A 15,140-nucleotide genomic window follows, 5' to 3' on the forward strand; every position below is an offset into this window, starting at 1 on the left:
TGCCAGATCGCCGGCGTGTTCCCAGGGGCTTCGGCCCCTGGGAGCCCGGCTTCAAACAGAAAGGCCGGAGGTTTCGCCTCCGGCCTTTTTTCGTTGCGGTTTATGCCGCGTAACGCTGGTCCCGTTGGCGGGCGCCGCCGACCGAGAACTGCCCCACCTGTTCGGTCAGGCCGTCCGCCTCGCCGGATAGCGAGAAGGCGGCGGCCGTCGTTTCCTCCACCATGGCCGCATTCTGCTGCGTCACATGGTCGAGTTCGTTGACGGAGGCATTGATTTCGCTGAGGCGGCCGGACTGTTCGCGCGATGCGGTGGCGATCTCGCCGATCTGGTCGTTGACCGACTGGATGCGTTTCTGGATCTGCTCGAGGCTTTCACCCGTCTTCAGCACCAGCGCCACGCCGCTTTCCACATCGCCCGCCGAAGTGGCGATCAGCGCCGTGATGTCCCGGGCGGCGGCTGCCGATTTCTGGGCAAGCTCGCGAACTTCCTGCGCCACAACGGCAAAGCCCTTGCCGGCTTCTCCGGCGCGGGCGGCTTCCACACCGGCATTCAGCGCCAGCAGATTGGTCTGGAAGGCGATCTGGTCGATGACATCGATGATCTGGCGGATCTTGGCCGACGAGGTCTCGATGCGTTCCATCGCGACGATCGCTTCTTTAACGACAGCCGTGGACTTGTGCGCATCCTGCATCGTGCCCGCCGTCGCCTCGACGGCGACATTGCAGCGCGACAGCGAGAGATTGACGGCCTGCGTCATGTCTCCGAGTGCTGCTGCCGCTTCCTCGAGTGCTGCGGCCTGACGTTCGGTGCGCCGCGACAGGTCTTCCGATGCGCTTTTCAGTTCGCCGGAGCCGGAGCGGATGGCATTGGCGCTTTCGCCGATGTTGGAGATGGTCGCTTCCAGGCCTGCCATGGAGTTGTTGAAGTCGATGCGTAGATGATCGAGCGACGGCACGAAGGATTTGTCGATGCGGAGATCGAGCCTGCCGGCCGCGAGATTGGCAAGACCGGTGGCGAGTGCTTCGACAGCCTCTTCCAGTTCTTTCGCGCTTCTTGCCTTTTCCATTTCCCGCTGGGCGCGTTCTTCGTCCAGTTCTTCGCTCTTGCGATGGGATTCGGCTTCCATGCGCTGCTTGTCCAGAATGCCCTGACGGAAGGATTCCAGCGCGCGCGCCATGGTGCCGATCTCATCACCACGGGAAACGGCCTTGATCTCGATGTTGTTTTCACCGCCGTTCAGGCGCTCCATCAGCCCCGCAAGGCCGGTGAGCGGCTTGGTGAGGCTTGCGGAAACGAAAATGCCGATCAGCGTCATGATCGCAAGCACAGCCAGTGTCGCGACCGTCGCCCAGAAGGCGAGATCGTTGGCGGCGGCGAGAACCTTGCTTTCCTGCTGGCCAATGGCCAGAAGATGTTTCTGGCCGAAGACGGAGACCGGGCGATAGGCATAGAAGATGTTGCCCGCAGATGTCTGCGCCATCACCGTTCCGGCGTTGTTTGCGTTGGAAAGGGCGGCGAGGCTTGCGGAAACGGCAGCATCCGCGCCGCCCGAGAGTACGCCGGCCCGACGTTTGCCGTCGGCGCTCAGGAGAACGGCGTCATCGATGGTCTTGCCGGTTTCCTCGGGCGTTACCACCGCGCCGATGCGATCGGCGGCGATGCGCATGATGACGGCGCCCTTGCGCTGAAGCTGGCCCCAGTTGGAGACGGCGAGCGGCATGCCGATCATGGCCGAATCATTTTCGCCGCCAGTGAAACCGGTGGTGCTGACGACGCCGTCCTTGCCGGCTTCGATTCGGTCGAACAGCTCCTTGATCGCGGCGTTCTGCGGTTCCGTCACGCTGGTGAGGAAGTTCTTCCCCTTGGTCACGGTGTAAATAATGAGGCCGGTCTTGTCGATCACATAGATGTCGCTGACACGGGTGTTGCGCCAGACGCTGGCGATGGCGGCGTTGATGGTGGCGTGGCGAATGGCGTAAAGCAGTCGCAGGCCTTCGCCGTTGAAGGAGGCGCGCTCCTCTTCGGAGACGCCCTCGCGGCGGAAAGCCTGGATGATCGCATCCCTTTCCGTCGGTACAACGGTGGTCATCGTTTCCAGCGCCTGTGCGACCGCGGCGTTCTGCGACAGCTCGGAAATGCTCTGTTCGACGCGCAAAGTATAGGCGTCAAGCTGCTTGGACTGGTTGCCTGCAACCGTTTCGAGCCTGATTTCGCTGGCGTCGATCAGTCCCGACTTCCCCATCTCGTAGGACAACAGCCCCACGGAAAGACATGAAACCAGCGTTGCGCCCGTGACGAGCGCTGCGAATTTGGCCTTGATCGACAATGATTTAGCTTTGACAGCAGTCGGATTTACACCCGGCATCCTGTTTCCTCCCCCCAAAAAACGTGGCCATACCGTGGCAAAAATTGTTTACGGTCGCGTTAAAAGCGCTGGAAATTGTACGATTATTTCCCGCATGCCGTGAAAAAATAGCCAGCCGCCACTGACGCGTTTCCCGTAATAAAACTGCAATAGAACGGGCGCATATCGAGTGAAGTTCAACGGCTGTTCATGTTCATGCAAGCTTTCCGCGCTCCTTCTCTCGCCACTATCAATGATGTCTGCGGACTGAATGCGGACGGATATGACGGAGCCAGCGTGAAACCGAGGCCGGATTTCGCCGTTGTCGTGCCCATGCACAATGAGCAAGCGAGTGTGGAAACGCTCGTGGCGGAGATTTTTGCCGCCTGCCAGCCCGTCGGCGCCTTCGAGATCGTGGTGGTGGACGACGCATCTTCGGACGGCACGGTTGAAGCGGTGCTTGCGCTTGGCGATCGTTACCCGATGCTGCGGCTGGTCCGCCATGATCGTCAGGGCGGCCAGTCTGCGGCGATCCATAGCGGCGTGCAGGCGGCGCGTGCGCCTGTCATCTGCATGCTGGATGGAGACGGGCAGAACCCGCCGGACAATCTGCCGGCTCTTCTCGCGCCGCTTCTTTCCGCCAGCGTTCCCAGCCGGCTCGGCCTTGTAGCCGGCCAGCGCGTCGGCCGGCGCGATACGCTTGGGAAACGTCTTTCCTCCCGCTTCGCCAATGGGCTTCGGGCGCGGATATTAAAGGACGGCACGCGCGACACCGGTTGCGGGCTCAAGGCCTTCCGCCGCGACGCCTACCTCGCCTTGCCCTATTTCGACCATCACCACCGCTATTTCCCGGCGCTGTTCAACCGCGACGGCTGGCAGGTCGCCCATGTCGACGTCACGCACCGGGCGCGGCTGCACGGGAATTCCCATTACACCAATATCGGCCGCGCGCTTGTCGGCATCCACGACCTGATCGGCGTCGCCTGGCTGCTGCGCCGGCGCAAGCGCTCAAGCTGGGCTGAAACTTTCAAAACGGAGACATCGCCGTGAATGCACCGGCTTTATGGTCCATGCTGCATGTGAACAGCTGGAAGGAATTTCTGTGGGTCTGCACCGGCTTCATGGGCCAGATGCTGTTTACCATGCGTTTTCTGGTTCAATGGATTTCTTCGGAACGGGCGAACCGCTCGGTCATTCCGGTGGCCTTCTGGTATTTTTCCGTTCTCGGCGGTCTGGTGCTGCTTTCCTACGCCATCTGGCGGCGCGATCCGGTCTTCATTCTGGGCCAGGCGTCCGGCCTTTTCATCTATGCCCGAAATCTCTGGTTGATTCATGCAGAACGCCGCCAGCATGCATGAGGCGACGACCCTACCTTATGCGCAGACGGGCGATGGGCGCCGATGGCTGACATTTGCATTCGTGGCGATTGTCCTCGTAACCGCGCTGCGGGTCGTTGGGCTGGCCTTCAACCGCACCGACCTTTTCGTCGATGAGGCGCAATATTGGCTATGGGGCAGGGAGATGGCGCTCGGCGCTTATTCCAAGCCGCCCCTGATCGGCTGGCTCATTCGCGCGGCAACCGTTCTGGGCGGCGGTGAGGGCACGTTTCAGGTTCGGCTGGCCGCACCCGTGGTGCATGGTGTGGCGGCGGCGGCCATTCTTGCGCTCGGCCGCATGATCTACGATGTCAGGCTGGCGTCCCTGGCCGCCCTTATCTATCTGACCTTGCCGGCCGTAACGCTCGGCAGCCTGCTGATATCGACCGATACGCCGATGATGCTGTTCATCGTGCTGTCGATGATCTCCGTGCGGAAGCTTGCGCTGGCCCGCCGCGAGGGCAGGGCGGCGTTGGGCTGGAGCATCGCCCTCGGTCTCTGCTTCGGCCTCGGGCTGATGTCGAAATATGCGATGATCTATTTTCTCCCCTGCTTCATCGCCGCCGGCTGGCTCTGTGAGGCATGGCGAATCCGGCTGCGTGACGCGATCATTGCTGCGCTGGTCTGCGTCGCCGTCATCGCGCCCAATCTGTGGTGGAACGCGGCGCATGATTTCATGACCGCACGCCATACGGCGGATAATGCGAACTGGCATGGCGTCCAGCTGAAGATCGGTTCCGCGCTGGAATTCTTCTTCTCCCAGGCGGGCGTGGTCGGACCGTTCGTTTTCGTCGGCATGATCGTTGCAACAATTCGTGCGAAGAACGCCGAAACCCGGGCGCTGGTCGCTCTTTCGGTGCCGATCGTTCTGCTGATTACCGCGCAGGGTTTGATGTCACGGGCGCTCGCCAATTGGGCAGTCGGGGCCTATGCGGCCGGCGTGCTGCTGGCGGTGCCGGTTCTGGCGTCGCGGCGCTGGCTCATCGTGTCCACGCTTGTGCTCGGCGGCATCGTGGCCGTCGCGCTGCCGCTGATGACCATTGCCGGAACGCAATTGCGCCTGCCGAAAGGTGAACTGGCGATGGCGCGGTATCTCGGGCGCGCCGAGCTGGTGTCGACCGGCCTGTTACGGGCGCGCGAGGTGGGTGCGGACGCCATCGTCGCTACCGACCGTTCGATACTTGCCGAGCTTTTTTATCAGCTTCGGGATGAGAAGCAGGTGATGACGCGCGCGCTGCCCGAGACCGGCGTGCCTTCCAGTCACTATGCGCTTCTTTACCCGCTGAAACCGGGCGAGGCGAAAAATCCCCTGTTCCTGGCAAGTGCGGATGGCCTGCCGGCCTGCCTTGTCGGCGAGGCGCCGGTCGCCCGCTGGACCGCCGGGCCGGGTTTCCTCGAGGGCAGGGAAATCGGCCTCTGGCGCCTTCTGCGGCGATGCATGCCGGAGGGCAGCAATGGACAATGATCTTTCGCATATGCGGATCACGATCTGGGTGACACTCGCCACATTGGCGCTCGTCATCCTGTTCGCGACCTTTCCCTCCATCGATCTCAGATTCTCCGCACTGTTTTTCTCGCCAGTCGAGCAGCCATGGTCCGGCCGTGAGCCGTTTCCCGAATGGTTGCGGGATACGCTGCGCGAAGGCACGGAGCTTGCCACCCTTCTGGCTTTCGTGATCCTTGTCGGCAATCTTCGGCTGGGCACGCTGCAGAGAACCGGCTGGCGGGTCTGGGCCTTTCTGTGCGGGCCGGTGATTCTCTGTGCCGGGCTTCTCGTCAATGGAGTACTGAAGGCGACCATCGGTCGCGCGCGCCCATTCAGCGTCACCGAATTCGGCGGGCAGCAGCTTTTCACGCCGCCTTTCCAGTACAGTGCGCAATGTTATTCGAACTGCTCGTTTTCTTCCGGCGAAACCGCGCTGATCGCCAGTTTCTTCCTGCCGCTCTGCGTGCTCGTCTGGCCCCGGCTGCAACGGCGCGGCCGGTTGGCAATGGGAAGCATCGCTGCCGGGATGATCGTCCTCATGTCCGGCTTGCGCATCGCGGCCGGCGGGCATTTCCTCAGCGATGTGGTGATGTCCATCCTGTTTTCCGCCCTCACGACCCTGTTTCTCTACCGGGCGCTGGTGATCGGACGTCATCGCCATCTGTTTACCGGCGATGCGGTCACAGCAGATACGGTCAGTATCTGGCGTAACGGTCGCCATGGTGTTCTGACCCGGGTTCGGCGCTGGTGGCCGAAAATCAAGGCCGCAGCCTCACGTCTGCAACGGCCGCCGGATGCGGGTGCGGCATCGTCTTAAGAGGAACTTCGGAGTTTGCTTCAATGAGGTGAATGGCGAAGCGCGCCAGACACTCCTGCGTCATCCTCGCACTTATCCCTGAGGATCTGCGACCTATTGATTTTATTCAATGTGATTAGATCCTCGGCACAGGGCCGAGGATGACGTTGAGGGAACCAGCGATTTCAAGATGGACCGCAGCCTGCCCGGAAATCTAAACCGGGCGGCAATTCGCCAGGCCGTAGAATGGTTGCCGAGGTTTGCCGCAGCTTTTCAGTCGAACAGGCCGGAAACCGACTGTTCCTGGGCTGTGCGGTTGATCGCTTCGCCGAGCAGGCCAGCGGTGCTCACCACGCGGATATTATGCGCGGACTGGACACCGGTGGTCGGCTGGATGCTGTCGGTGATGACGAGTTCGCGCAGCTTCGAGGAGGCCACGCGGGCAACCGCGCCGCCGGAAAGCACGCCGTGGGTGATATAGGCGGTGACGCTGGTGGCGCCCTTTTTCAGCAGCGCTTCAGCGGCGTTGCAGAGCGTGCCGCCGGAATCGACGATGTCGTCGATGAGGATGCAGTCCTTGCCGGAGACATCGCCGATGACGTTCATGACTTCGGATTCGCCCGGACGGTCACGACGCTTGTCGACGATGGCCAGAAGACAGTCGAGACGCTTGGCGAGTGCACGGGCGCGAACCACGCCGCCGACGTCGGGCGAAACGACCATGACATTGTTGGTGTCGTAATGGTCCTTCACGTCGCGGGCCAGAATGGGCGCTGCGAAGAGATTGTCGGTGGGGATATCGAAGAAGCCCTGGATCTGGCCGGCATGGAGATCGAGGGTGAGAACGCGGTCGGCGCCGGCTTCGGTGATCAGATTGGCGACGAGCTTGGCGGAGATCGGGGTGCGGGGGCCGGCCTTGCGGTCCTGGCGGGCGTAACCGAAATAGGGAAGCACCGCGGTAATGCGCTTGGCAGAGGAGCGGCGCATGGCGTCGATCATGATGAGCAGTTCCATCAGATGATCATTTGCCGGGAAAGAGGTGGACTGGACGATGAAAACGTCTTCGCCGCGCACGTTCTCGCTGATTTCTACGAATATTTCCTGGTCAGCAAACCGCTTTACAGTGGCATTTCCGAGAGGAACGTTAAGATACTTGCAGATCGCTTCGGCAAGGTGCCGGTTCGAATTGCCTGCGAAAACCTTCATTGCGGCCGCCTGTTTCCATGCCATCGCCTTGCATCACGGGGCTCAATCCACCGTAACCAAGCGTCGTTCAAGGGGAGGAACATCCGGCTGAAAAGCCTTTGCCGGATACGCCTTGTTGCCATGCGCGCCTTAATAGCGCTGTTGCTTCCGATTGCAAGAGGACTCCGCGCTTTCGCAATGATTTTCGTGAAATCTCTGTGACTTCTCCCGCCGTTTTCACCTCATCCCTGTTGAGACTGCTTCCAAGACGAATAGTCGTTGAGTGTTTTTGCGGCGATATCCTGCATGACCCTGTCGGTCACGGCGGCCCATGGATCGCTGCCTTTTGCCGCCACCGTTTCCTGCCCCTGCAGGCGGTGAAGCCGCACGCCATTGGCGTCCAGAATGTCCCAGACGTAAACGACATTGACCTTGGCGCCATCGGCAAAGGCGGAGAAATATCCCTTCAGGATGTTTTCAGCCGAATTGTCGTTGGAGGCCCGGATGGTCAGCCCCTTCGCCCGCGCTTCGGCCCCGAGCTGGCGCGACAGCGGCGTCACCGCCTGAACCGGCGCTCCGATGATCGGCAGGAAGCGGATGGAGTTTGCGGAAGAGGCGGGCGCAAGCGATGCCGTCTGCTGTGCGGGTGCGGGTTGAGCGGCGGCGGGTGGCTGGGTTCCGGTCTGGTTCTGGCGAAGCGGTTCGCCGTACTGGCTGCCGTTGGACAGCGCCTGTGCCTGCGCCTGCAGCGAGTTTTGCGGTGCATAGGCGGGAACGGATGTTGCGGTTGCCGGAGCGCCCGTGGGGGCGCGGTCGGCGGCGGCGGCCATCTGGTCGAGATCGCCCTGGGTCACGGGTGTCGATTGCGAGGCATTGTGGCCGACATCCACCTGCGGTGTCAGCGCTTCCGTCGTGTTGCAGCCTGACAGGGCCAGCATCATCGCTGGAACAATGATGGCCGGAAAAAGGGGGGTGAACCCCGTCCGGCTCATGCGATTTTCCCTCTCATGTTCCGCTCCTTCTTGCCCAAGGTGGCGCAATGTAAGGGCGGTTTTCCCGCTCTGTCAAACCCGGCGGCGATTTAAGCTGTGAGAAGATCGAGGTTGTGGCGCGAGAGCGGCTCCGGCGCGCCGTCCGTGGTCAGATAGGTCTGGCCGAGCGTCATGGCCGTGCCGGAATCGGAATCCATCACGATCATATGCACGAAGAGCGTCATGTCGGCGGTGATCTCCTGCGGATTGCCGGCGTGGAACATCTGATGCTCCATCCAGGACGGCGAGAAGCGCGCGCCCAGCGAATAACCGCAGGAGTTCAGCCGGTGACGGGTCAATCCGCGTTCATCCATAACGCGGGCATGCATGTCGAAGACATCGCCGAACGTCTTGCCCGCCCGCAGCACCTCTTCGATGGCGGTGAGGTTTTGCAGGCAGGCGCTGTAAAGCTCCTTCTGGCGGAAGTCCTGTTCGCCGATCACCACGGTGCGCATCATGGCGGCATGGTAGTGGGCGCTGACACCGGCCCATTCCAGTGTGAGCTGATCCTTGGCGTCGAGCCTGCGGCGGCCGGCCTTGTAACGGCACAGCAGCGCATCCGCGCCGGAACCGACGATGAATTCATTGGCTGGATAATCGCCGCCGCCGGCCAGAACCGCTCCCTGCATCGCCGCGAGAATTGCGGCCTCGTCCGCACCCGGTTTGATGAGCGGCAATGCCGCGTCCAGCGCCGCATCGGCCAGTTGGCCCGCCTTGCGCGCATAGGCGATCTCGGCCGGGCTTTTGACGAGCCGCAGGGTGCTGACCAGATAGGAAGCATCACTCATCTGGCAGAAGCTGGCGAGCTGATTGTCCAGCAGGCGGGCGACGCGGCCGGTCATGCCGTGGGTGTCGTATTCGACGCCGATCTTTGCACCCAGCAGGTCGAGATCGCTCAGCAGGTTTTTGAGATCGAGCGTCGGGTCGGCATTGGGCCGGTCGACCCAGATCAGGATATTCTCGATGATGGAGGTATTGCGGGCCTGGCGCAGATCCGCCGAACGGGTCAGAAGCGTCATGGAGCCGTCCGATTTGACCACCAGCGTCTGGAAGAAGCAGTAGCCGAACGTGTCATAGCCGGTCAGCCAATACATGCTTTCCTGCGCGAAAAGCAGAAGGGCGTCCAGTTTCTCCTCGGCCATTTTCGCGAGCAGACGCTCGCGGCGGGCATCGAATTCCGAAAGCTCGAAATGCAGGGCCATGTCAGTCCTCCAGAATTGCGATTGCGGAAATCTGCCGGCCATAATCGGGTTCGGCGCGGTGGGTGGTGCGGCGGTAGGAATAAAAGCGATGTTCGTCGGGATAGGTGCAGAGGCCGAGATTTTCCGCCTTCACACCGGCTTTCGTCAGCCGGTCGATGGTGAATTGCTTGAGGTCGAACAAGGCGTGGCCTTGCCTTTCCGTCCCGGCGAAATAATCCGCATAGGCCGGATCGATATCGGTGAAACGCGCCACATATTCCGGACCGACCTCATAATTGCTCTGGCTGATCGAAGGGCCGAGTGAGGCGGCGATGCGCTCCCGGCTGGCGCCGAGTGTCGTCATGGTCTCGATGGTGTTTTCGAGCACGCCGAACAGCGCCCCTTTCCAGCCGGCGTGGGCCGCACCCACGACGCCGGCTTCCGCATCGGCAAACAGGATCGGGCCGCAATCGGCGCTCAGCACGCCAAGCACGAAACCCGGTGTTGCCGTTACCATGGCGTCGGCCTGCGGGCGGCTGCCGTCATAGGTTTCATCGACCACGAGGACATCGGGGGAATGGATCTGGTGAACGGTGGCGAGGCGCTCCGCCGACAGGCCGAACCATTGCGTCACGCGCCGACGGTTTTCCTGCACCCGTTCCGGTTCGTCATGCGAGCCGAGACCGACATTGAGGCCCTGATAAAGCCCTTCCGATACGCCGCCCTGCCGGGTGAAGAAACCGTGGCGGATACGGTTTTTGCTATAGTCGGCGAGCAGGGGACTCTGGAGGGGGAGCGGCAGCGTTGCGTTCTGCATGGTGTGGGAGTTCCTTGGAGAATATCGCTGTTGGCCAGTGAGGTACGGTTAAGCGAGATGTTTCCGGTTGCCGCGGCGTTGCGCGGCGTGTGTGATGCAGTGTGCCTGCTTCGTGTGTCGCGGCGATGTTGGCCCAGAGGTGATTGCGCTGTCAATCCACCGCGCGAAACGGCAGGAGATGAAGCGCGGGACTTGAAACGGCGATGACCTTGAAAAGTTCCCCCATCTTGCCGGCGCCTTCGCCGGCGAGGCGGTTGACCGCTTCGGCGATTTCCAGCGTCTGGTCGGGCGTGGCCTTGGCGGCAAGTGCGGCCGCGCGTTCCTTGAGACCGAGGCCATAGAGAAAGTCGCCCTGTCTCAGGGTGCCGTTGACGTGTACGCCGGTTGCTTCGGCCGTTTTCACGAGGCTTTCGAAATCGACATGGCTGGTGAGATCGGCTTCGCCGGGATGCGCAAGCGCCGGGTCGAAGGCATGGTTGCGCATGGCCTGCAACGTATCGCCATAACCGGCGACCAGATGGCCGTAATCGATGGCGAGCGCCGTGCCGCCATGGGCGGAGAGGCGCTGGCAGATCGCGGTCATCACGGCTTCGCGGGCAGGGGAAACCTCGAATATGGTGCCAATCGGCTGCCGTTCCGGCTGCGGCGGCAGCAGGGCCGGGTCTATGCCGGCAAGCCCGGTCGAGAACACAAGTTCGTCATTGGCGTCGAGGCTGACGACCCGTTCGCGGAAACCCTGCGGCGTCTTTATGAATTGCCGGATCGGAATGGCGTCGAAAAGCTCGTTGGCGACGAGGAGCAGGAAGCCTTCCGGCACGTCGTCGAAACTGTCATGCCAGGTCAGTCTGCCCGCATGTGCGGCCAGCGTTTCCTTCTGGATGGCGGAAAGGCGGGGGCTGGTTTCGACCAGATGCACCCGCATCGTCTCGTAAAGCGGCGGTGCGATGCGGCGGATGACGCGCAGCATGTCCGACATCATGGTGCCGCGGCCGGGGCCGATTTCCACCAGTTGCGTTTCCATGGGGGCGCCGTGCCTCTGCCAGGCGTGGACCACGAAAACGCCGAGCATTTCGCCGAAAAGCTGGCTGACTTCAGGTGCGGTGATGAAATCGCCCGAACGGCCGAAGGGCTCGCGGCTCCTGTAATAACCGTGCTCCGGATCGGCGAGGCAGAGCGAGAAGAAGTCGGTAACGCTAAGCGGACCGTTGAGCCGGATAAGTGATTTGATGCGTTGCGCGAGCGGTGTCGTCATGGCGGGTCATACCGTTCAGGCGCTTTTTGCCGCGCTGCGCGCCCGCAGAACCGCCCAGAGGCCGAGAGCGAACATCGGCGTGGAGAGCACCATGCCCATGGTCAGCCAGTTGCCGGCGAGATAACCGATCTGGGCGTCCGGCTCGCGGAAGAACTCCACGAAGATGCGCGACAGCGCGTAACCGCAGACGAAGATACCGGTGACGACGCCGGGCGTCTTCAGCGCCCTGAAGGCATAGATGGCGATTGCCAGAACGATGACGAGCACGAGGCCTTCGAGACCCGCTTCATAAAGCTGGCTCGGGTGCCGCGCGAAGGGGCCGCCGGTCGGGAAGACGACCGCCCATGGCACGTCGGCGATGCGTCCCCACAATTCGCCATTGATGAAATTGGCGATGCGTCCGAACAGCAGGCCGATGGGTGCTACGGCCGCGACGACGTCGAACATGCTCCAGACCGGAATGCCGTTCTTGCGGGCGAAGAGGATCATGGCGATGGTGGTCCCAACCAGGCCGCCATGGAACGACATGCCGCCATTCCATATCTCGATTGCCCTGATGGGATTGGCGGCGACCGCGGCGAGATCGTAAAAGAGGATGTAGCCGATGCGCCCGCCGAGCACGATGCCGCCGGCTGCCCAGAGGATGAAATCGTCAAGATGCTGCGCCGAGATCGGCGACGTCTCGTTCGGCCACAGGCGGTCCGTGCGGGCGAGGCGACGGGCGTAAAACCAGCCGAGCATGATGCCCGCAACATAAGCGATGCCGTACCAGTGGATCGAGAGCGGGCCGAGGGACAGCGCTACCGGATCGATATTGGGGAAGGGCATGATGGCGAGTTGGGTGGGAGCGGCTAACAATCCGTATATTCCGTCATCGTTGCGGGGCGGACAACGGAACGAGCCATTGCCTCAAGGGGCCGGGCGATGATGCTCACCGGTCTCCCTGACGCCAAGGAAAATGGCGATTGCGATGGCGGCGGTCAAGGTGATTCTTCAAGCTCCGGTTCAAGATACCGTAGGCCATGCAAGCTCTTGCGATTTTTCGATTTCGCTTGCAAGGCGGCGATGGAGTGCCTACCTGAAGGCTAGCAACAGCGGGCAAGACGATGCCCCTGAACCGACGAAGGATGAGCGCCATGAGCACGACAGGCACCAACCGTTTTCTGGATGAATTCGCCAAGCTGATGACCGATGCGGCCGGCGCGGCGCAGGGTGTGCGCAAGGAAGCCGAAGCCGCTTTTCACGCCCAGGCGGATCGCTGGCTGAACAGTCTGGACGTCGTCCGGCGCGAGGAATTCGATGCCGTTCGCGAAATGGCCATTCAGGCGCGTGATGAAAACGACGCGCTGCGCGCCCGTATCGAGGCTCTGGAAGCAAAGCTTTCCGCCGCCAAGGATTGATTTTTTAACGTTTTTTTCGATGGGTCCCGGATCGCTTGCGATTCCGGGACTTTTTGTTTTCGGCCCATTCCGCCCGAAATGACTCCCGGTTGTTAAAAACATCCCTCCGGCGCGAATTTTTTGGGGCCTGTGGACACTTCCAAAAAACGCAATCGGCAGAGTCGCTTATGTATCTCGCCTGAGGTGATGGGGGAGGAGATATCCACTGTTCAAAAAGCAAAAATGGCGGGGAAGGGGTGGCAGCAGGACTCGGCCATTATACACTGATTTTAAATGATGATTCGAAAAGACCTGGTAAGCTCCAGACAGGGTGAATGCGTAATTCTGGTGGTGTCGGGCAATCGTCTCAAATGTTTATCCCGGTTTGTATGTGCGTTTTGTGCCCGGCGTTCAAAACAGGACATTCCTACCGGCTGAGAAGGTGCCGCATGAGTCTGATAGAATTTGAAATTGAGCGTCAGTCCAATCCCGTGGACATGATCGAGATCGTCGCGGCCTCGAACGACTGGTCGTTCGAACGTTCGGGCGAAGATGAGATCGCCATGACTGTCGCCGGTCACTGGGCCGACTATCACGTCTCCTTTTCATGGATGGAAGAGTTCGAGGCACTGCATCTTGCCTGCGCCTTCGACATCAAGGTGCCGGACCAGCGCGTCAACGAAGTCATTCGTCTGCTCTCTCAGGTCAACGGTCAGGTGCTGATGGGGCATTTCGATCTGTGGCGGCAGGAGGATGTGGTGATCTTCCGCCAGTCCCTGCTTCTGGCCGGCGGCGCCGAACCGAACAACCAGCAGGTGGAAGTGCTGCTTTCCAGCGCGCTGGAGGCCTGCGAGCAATATTATCAGGCATTCCAGTTCGTCGTCTGGTCGGGGCTGGATGCGAAAAGTGCAATCGAAGCGGTCATGTTCGAGACCGTCGGAGAAGCGTAAGATGGTATACAAGGCTTCCGGGCCGCTCGTCCTGGTGGGCGCCGGCAATATGGGCGGCGCTCTGCTTTCAGGCTGGCTGAAAAAGGGAGTGCCGGGATCGCAGGTCATCGTCATCGATCCGCGCCCTTCCGACGCCATGCGGACGACGATTGCGGAAGCCGGAGCCACCCATAGCGAAAGCGTGCCCGAGGACGTCAAGGCCGGTATTCTTTTCGTGGCGGTGAAGCCGCAGATGATGGAAACCGTGCTGCCCTCACTGAAACCCCTGCTGGGCTCGGACACGGTCGTCGTTTCGATTGCGGCGGGCACCACCATTGGCACGTTCGTTTCGCATTTCGGCAAGGTTGCCGCCGTGCGGGCCATGCCCAACACACCGGCCATGGTTGGCCGTGGCGTCACGGGGGCCTATGCCAACGAGCTGGTGACGCCGGAGCTTAAAACGGTAGTGGACGGGCTGCTGAAAGTCAGCGGTCCCGTCGAATGGGTGGATGCCGAAAGCGATATCGACGCGGTGACCGCGGTTTCGGGAAGCGGCCCGGCCTATGTCTTCTATCTGGTGGAATGCATGGCCGAAGCCGGCCGCAAGGCCGGTCTGCCGGCGGATGTGGCCATGCGTCTGGCGCGCGAAACCGTGGCCGGCGCCGGCGAGTTGCTGCATCAGTCCTCCGACGAGGCGGCGCGCCTGCGCCAGAATGTGACCTCGCCGGGCGGCACCACGGCTGCGGCGCTCTCCGTGCTGATGGCCGAAGACGGCATGCAGCCCCTGTTCGACAGGGCGGTCGCTGCCGCAAAAACCCGCGCTGAAGAGCTGGCGGGCTGAAGGGGCGGGCCATGAGCGGTGAAATTTCCTATGCCGATTTCGAGAAGGTCGATATCCGCGTCGGCACCATCATCGAGGCCGAGCCTTTTCCCGAGGCGCGCAAGCCTGCCTTCAAGGTGAAGATCGATTTCGGGCCGGAGATCGGCGTCAAGAAATCCTCGGCGCAGATCACGGTGCATTATACGCTGGAAAGCCTTGTCGGCCGGCAGGTTCTGGGCGTGGTGAATTTTCCGCCGCGCCAGATCGGCCCTTTCCGGTCCGAGGTCCTGACGCTCGGTTTTGCCGATGCCAATGGCGATATCGTGCTTGCCGCCGTCGAGCGCCCGGTGCCGAACGGCGAGAAAATGTGCTGATGGAACACGACGGCTCAGTGCCGGAGTGACGGAAACGGCAAGTCCGGGTCACACTTTTCGACCCGGTGCTCTAGGCTGAATCGACATTCACCGCATCCATATGATGGCTGCGGCGATTTGTATGAAGCTTAGGAAGTGTGTTGCGCGCCTGTCAAATCGAGTTGCGATGC

General features: G+C 61.6%; 15 protein-coding genes. 8 read left to right on the forward strand and 7 right to left on the reverse strand.

What is annotated here, in order from left to right; translation table 11 throughout:
• Positions 1-100: 100 nt before the first annotated feature.
• Positions 101-2,365 (reverse strand): methyl-accepting chemotaxis protein, encoded by a 2,265-nt coding sequence (locus tag ACQZ5K_RS19035; protein ID WP_448741119.1) that lies wholly within the window; start codon positions 2,363-2,365, stop codon positions 101-103.
• A 189-nt stretch (positions 2,366-2,554) separates the two neighbouring features.
• Here ACQZ5K_RS19035 and ACQZ5K_RS19040 point away from each other — a divergent pair, with 189 nt between their 5' ends.
• Genes ACQZ5K_RS19040 through ACQZ5K_RS19055 form a run of 4 tightly spaced genes read left to right on the forward strand, consistent with a single transcriptional unit; the run spans position 2,555 to position 6,023 of the window.
• Positions 2,555-3,394: a glycosyltransferase family 2 protein gene (locus ACQZ5K_RS19040; RefSeq protein WP_448741120.1), complete on the forward strand. Its 840-nt coding sequence runs from the start codon at positions 2,555-2,557 to the stop codon at positions 3,392-3,394.
• A gap of 20 nt (positions 3,395-3,414) precedes the next feature.
• Positions 3,415-3,702, forward strand: a complete 288-nt coding sequence (locus ACQZ5K_RS19045) for a lipid-A-disaccharide synthase N-terminal domain-containing protein (RefSeq protein ID WP_031233742.1) — start codon at positions 3,415-3,417, stop codon at positions 3,700-3,702.
• Positions 3,677-5,185, forward strand: coding sequence for an ArnT family glycosyltransferase (locus ACQZ5K_RS19050; RefSeq protein WP_448741121.1), 1,509 nt, complete (start codon positions 3,677-3,679; stop codon positions 5,183-5,185). Before ACQZ5K_RS19045 ends, ACQZ5K_RS19050 begins: the two co-directional genes overlap by 26 nt.
• The gene (locus ACQZ5K_RS19055) at positions 5,175-6,023 is read left to right on the forward strand and encodes a phosphatase PAP2 family protein (protein ID WP_448741122.1); all 849 of its coding nucleotides are present in this window, start codon (positions 5,175-5,177) and stop codon (positions 6,021-6,023) included. Before ACQZ5K_RS19050 ends, ACQZ5K_RS19055 begins: the two co-directional genes overlap by 11 nt.
• 252 nt (positions 6,024-6,275) lie before the next feature.
• Here the strand turns inward: ACQZ5K_RS19055 and ACQZ5K_RS19060 are convergent, their stop codons facing one another.
• From ACQZ5K_RS19060 to lgt, 6 genes are all read right to left on the reverse strand, one after another.
• The gene (locus ACQZ5K_RS19060) at positions 6,276-7,208 is read right to left on the reverse strand and encodes a ribose-phosphate pyrophosphokinase (RefSeq protein WP_003522877.1); all 933 of its coding nucleotides are present in this window, start codon (positions 7,206-7,208) and stop codon (positions 6,276-6,278) included.
• A gap of 221 nt (positions 7,209-7,429) precedes the next feature.
• Complete coding sequence (locus tag ACQZ5K_RS19065) at positions 7,430-8,179, reverse strand: hypothetical protein (RefSeq protein ID WP_137452911.1); 750 nt, start codon at positions 8,177-8,179, stop codon at positions 7,430-7,432.
• Between the two features lie 89 nt (positions 8,180-8,268).
• Positions 8,269-9,420, reverse strand: coding sequence for a M24 family metallopeptidase (locus tag ACQZ5K_RS19070; protein WP_448741123.1), 1,152 nt, complete (start codon positions 9,418-9,420; stop codon positions 8,269-8,271).
• A gap of 1 nt (position 9,421) precedes the next feature.
• Entirely contained in the window at positions 9,422-10,216 is a 795-nt protein-coding gene (gene pgeF, locus ACQZ5K_RS19075; RefSeq protein WP_137003832.1) for a peptidoglycan editing factor PgeF, read from the reverse strand.
• A gap of 151 nt (positions 10,217-10,367) precedes the next feature.
• The gene (locus ACQZ5K_RS19080) at positions 10,368-11,468 is read right to left on the reverse strand and encodes a class I SAM-dependent methyltransferase (RefSeq protein WP_448741124.1); all 1,101 of its coding nucleotides are present in this window, start codon (positions 11,466-11,468) and stop codon (positions 10,368-10,370) included.
• Between the two features lie 15 nt (positions 11,469-11,483).
• Positions 11,484-12,296 (reverse strand): prolipoprotein diacylglyceryl transferase, encoded by an 813-nt coding sequence (gene lgt, locus ACQZ5K_RS19085; RefSeq protein ID WP_448741135.1) that lies wholly within the window; start codon positions 12,294-12,296, stop codon positions 11,484-11,486.
• Between the two features lie 308 nt (positions 12,297-12,604).
• Between lgt and ACQZ5K_RS19090 the strand changes: the two genes are divergently transcribed.
• From ACQZ5K_RS19090 to ACQZ5K_RS19105, 4 genes are all read left to right on the forward strand, one after another.
• Positions 12,605-12,868, forward strand: coding sequence for an accessory factor UbiK family protein (locus tag ACQZ5K_RS19090; RefSeq protein ID WP_003522871.1), 264 nt, complete (start codon positions 12,605-12,607; stop codon positions 12,866-12,868).
• A 428-nt stretch (positions 12,869-13,296) separates the two neighbouring features.
• The gene (locus ACQZ5K_RS19095; RefSeq protein ID WP_003522870.1) at positions 13,297-13,797 is read left to right on the forward strand and encodes a type III secretion system chaperone family protein; all 501 of its coding nucleotides are present in this window, start codon (positions 13,297-13,299) and stop codon (positions 13,795-13,797) included.
• Between the two features lies 1 nt (position 13,798).
• Entirely contained in the window at positions 13,799-14,617 is an 819-nt protein-coding gene (proC, locus tag ACQZ5K_RS19100; protein WP_448741125.1) for a pyrroline-5-carboxylate reductase, read from the forward strand.
• Positions 14,618-14,628: 11 nt separating this feature from the next.
• Positions 14,629-14,970 (forward strand): tRNA-binding protein, encoded by a 342-nt coding sequence (locus tag ACQZ5K_RS19105; protein WP_003522868.1) that lies wholly within the window; start codon positions 14,629-14,631, stop codon positions 14,968-14,970.
• Positions 14,971-15,140: the final 170 nt, after the last annotated feature.

Source organism: Agrobacterium sp. 22-226-1, from assembly GCF_053522345.1.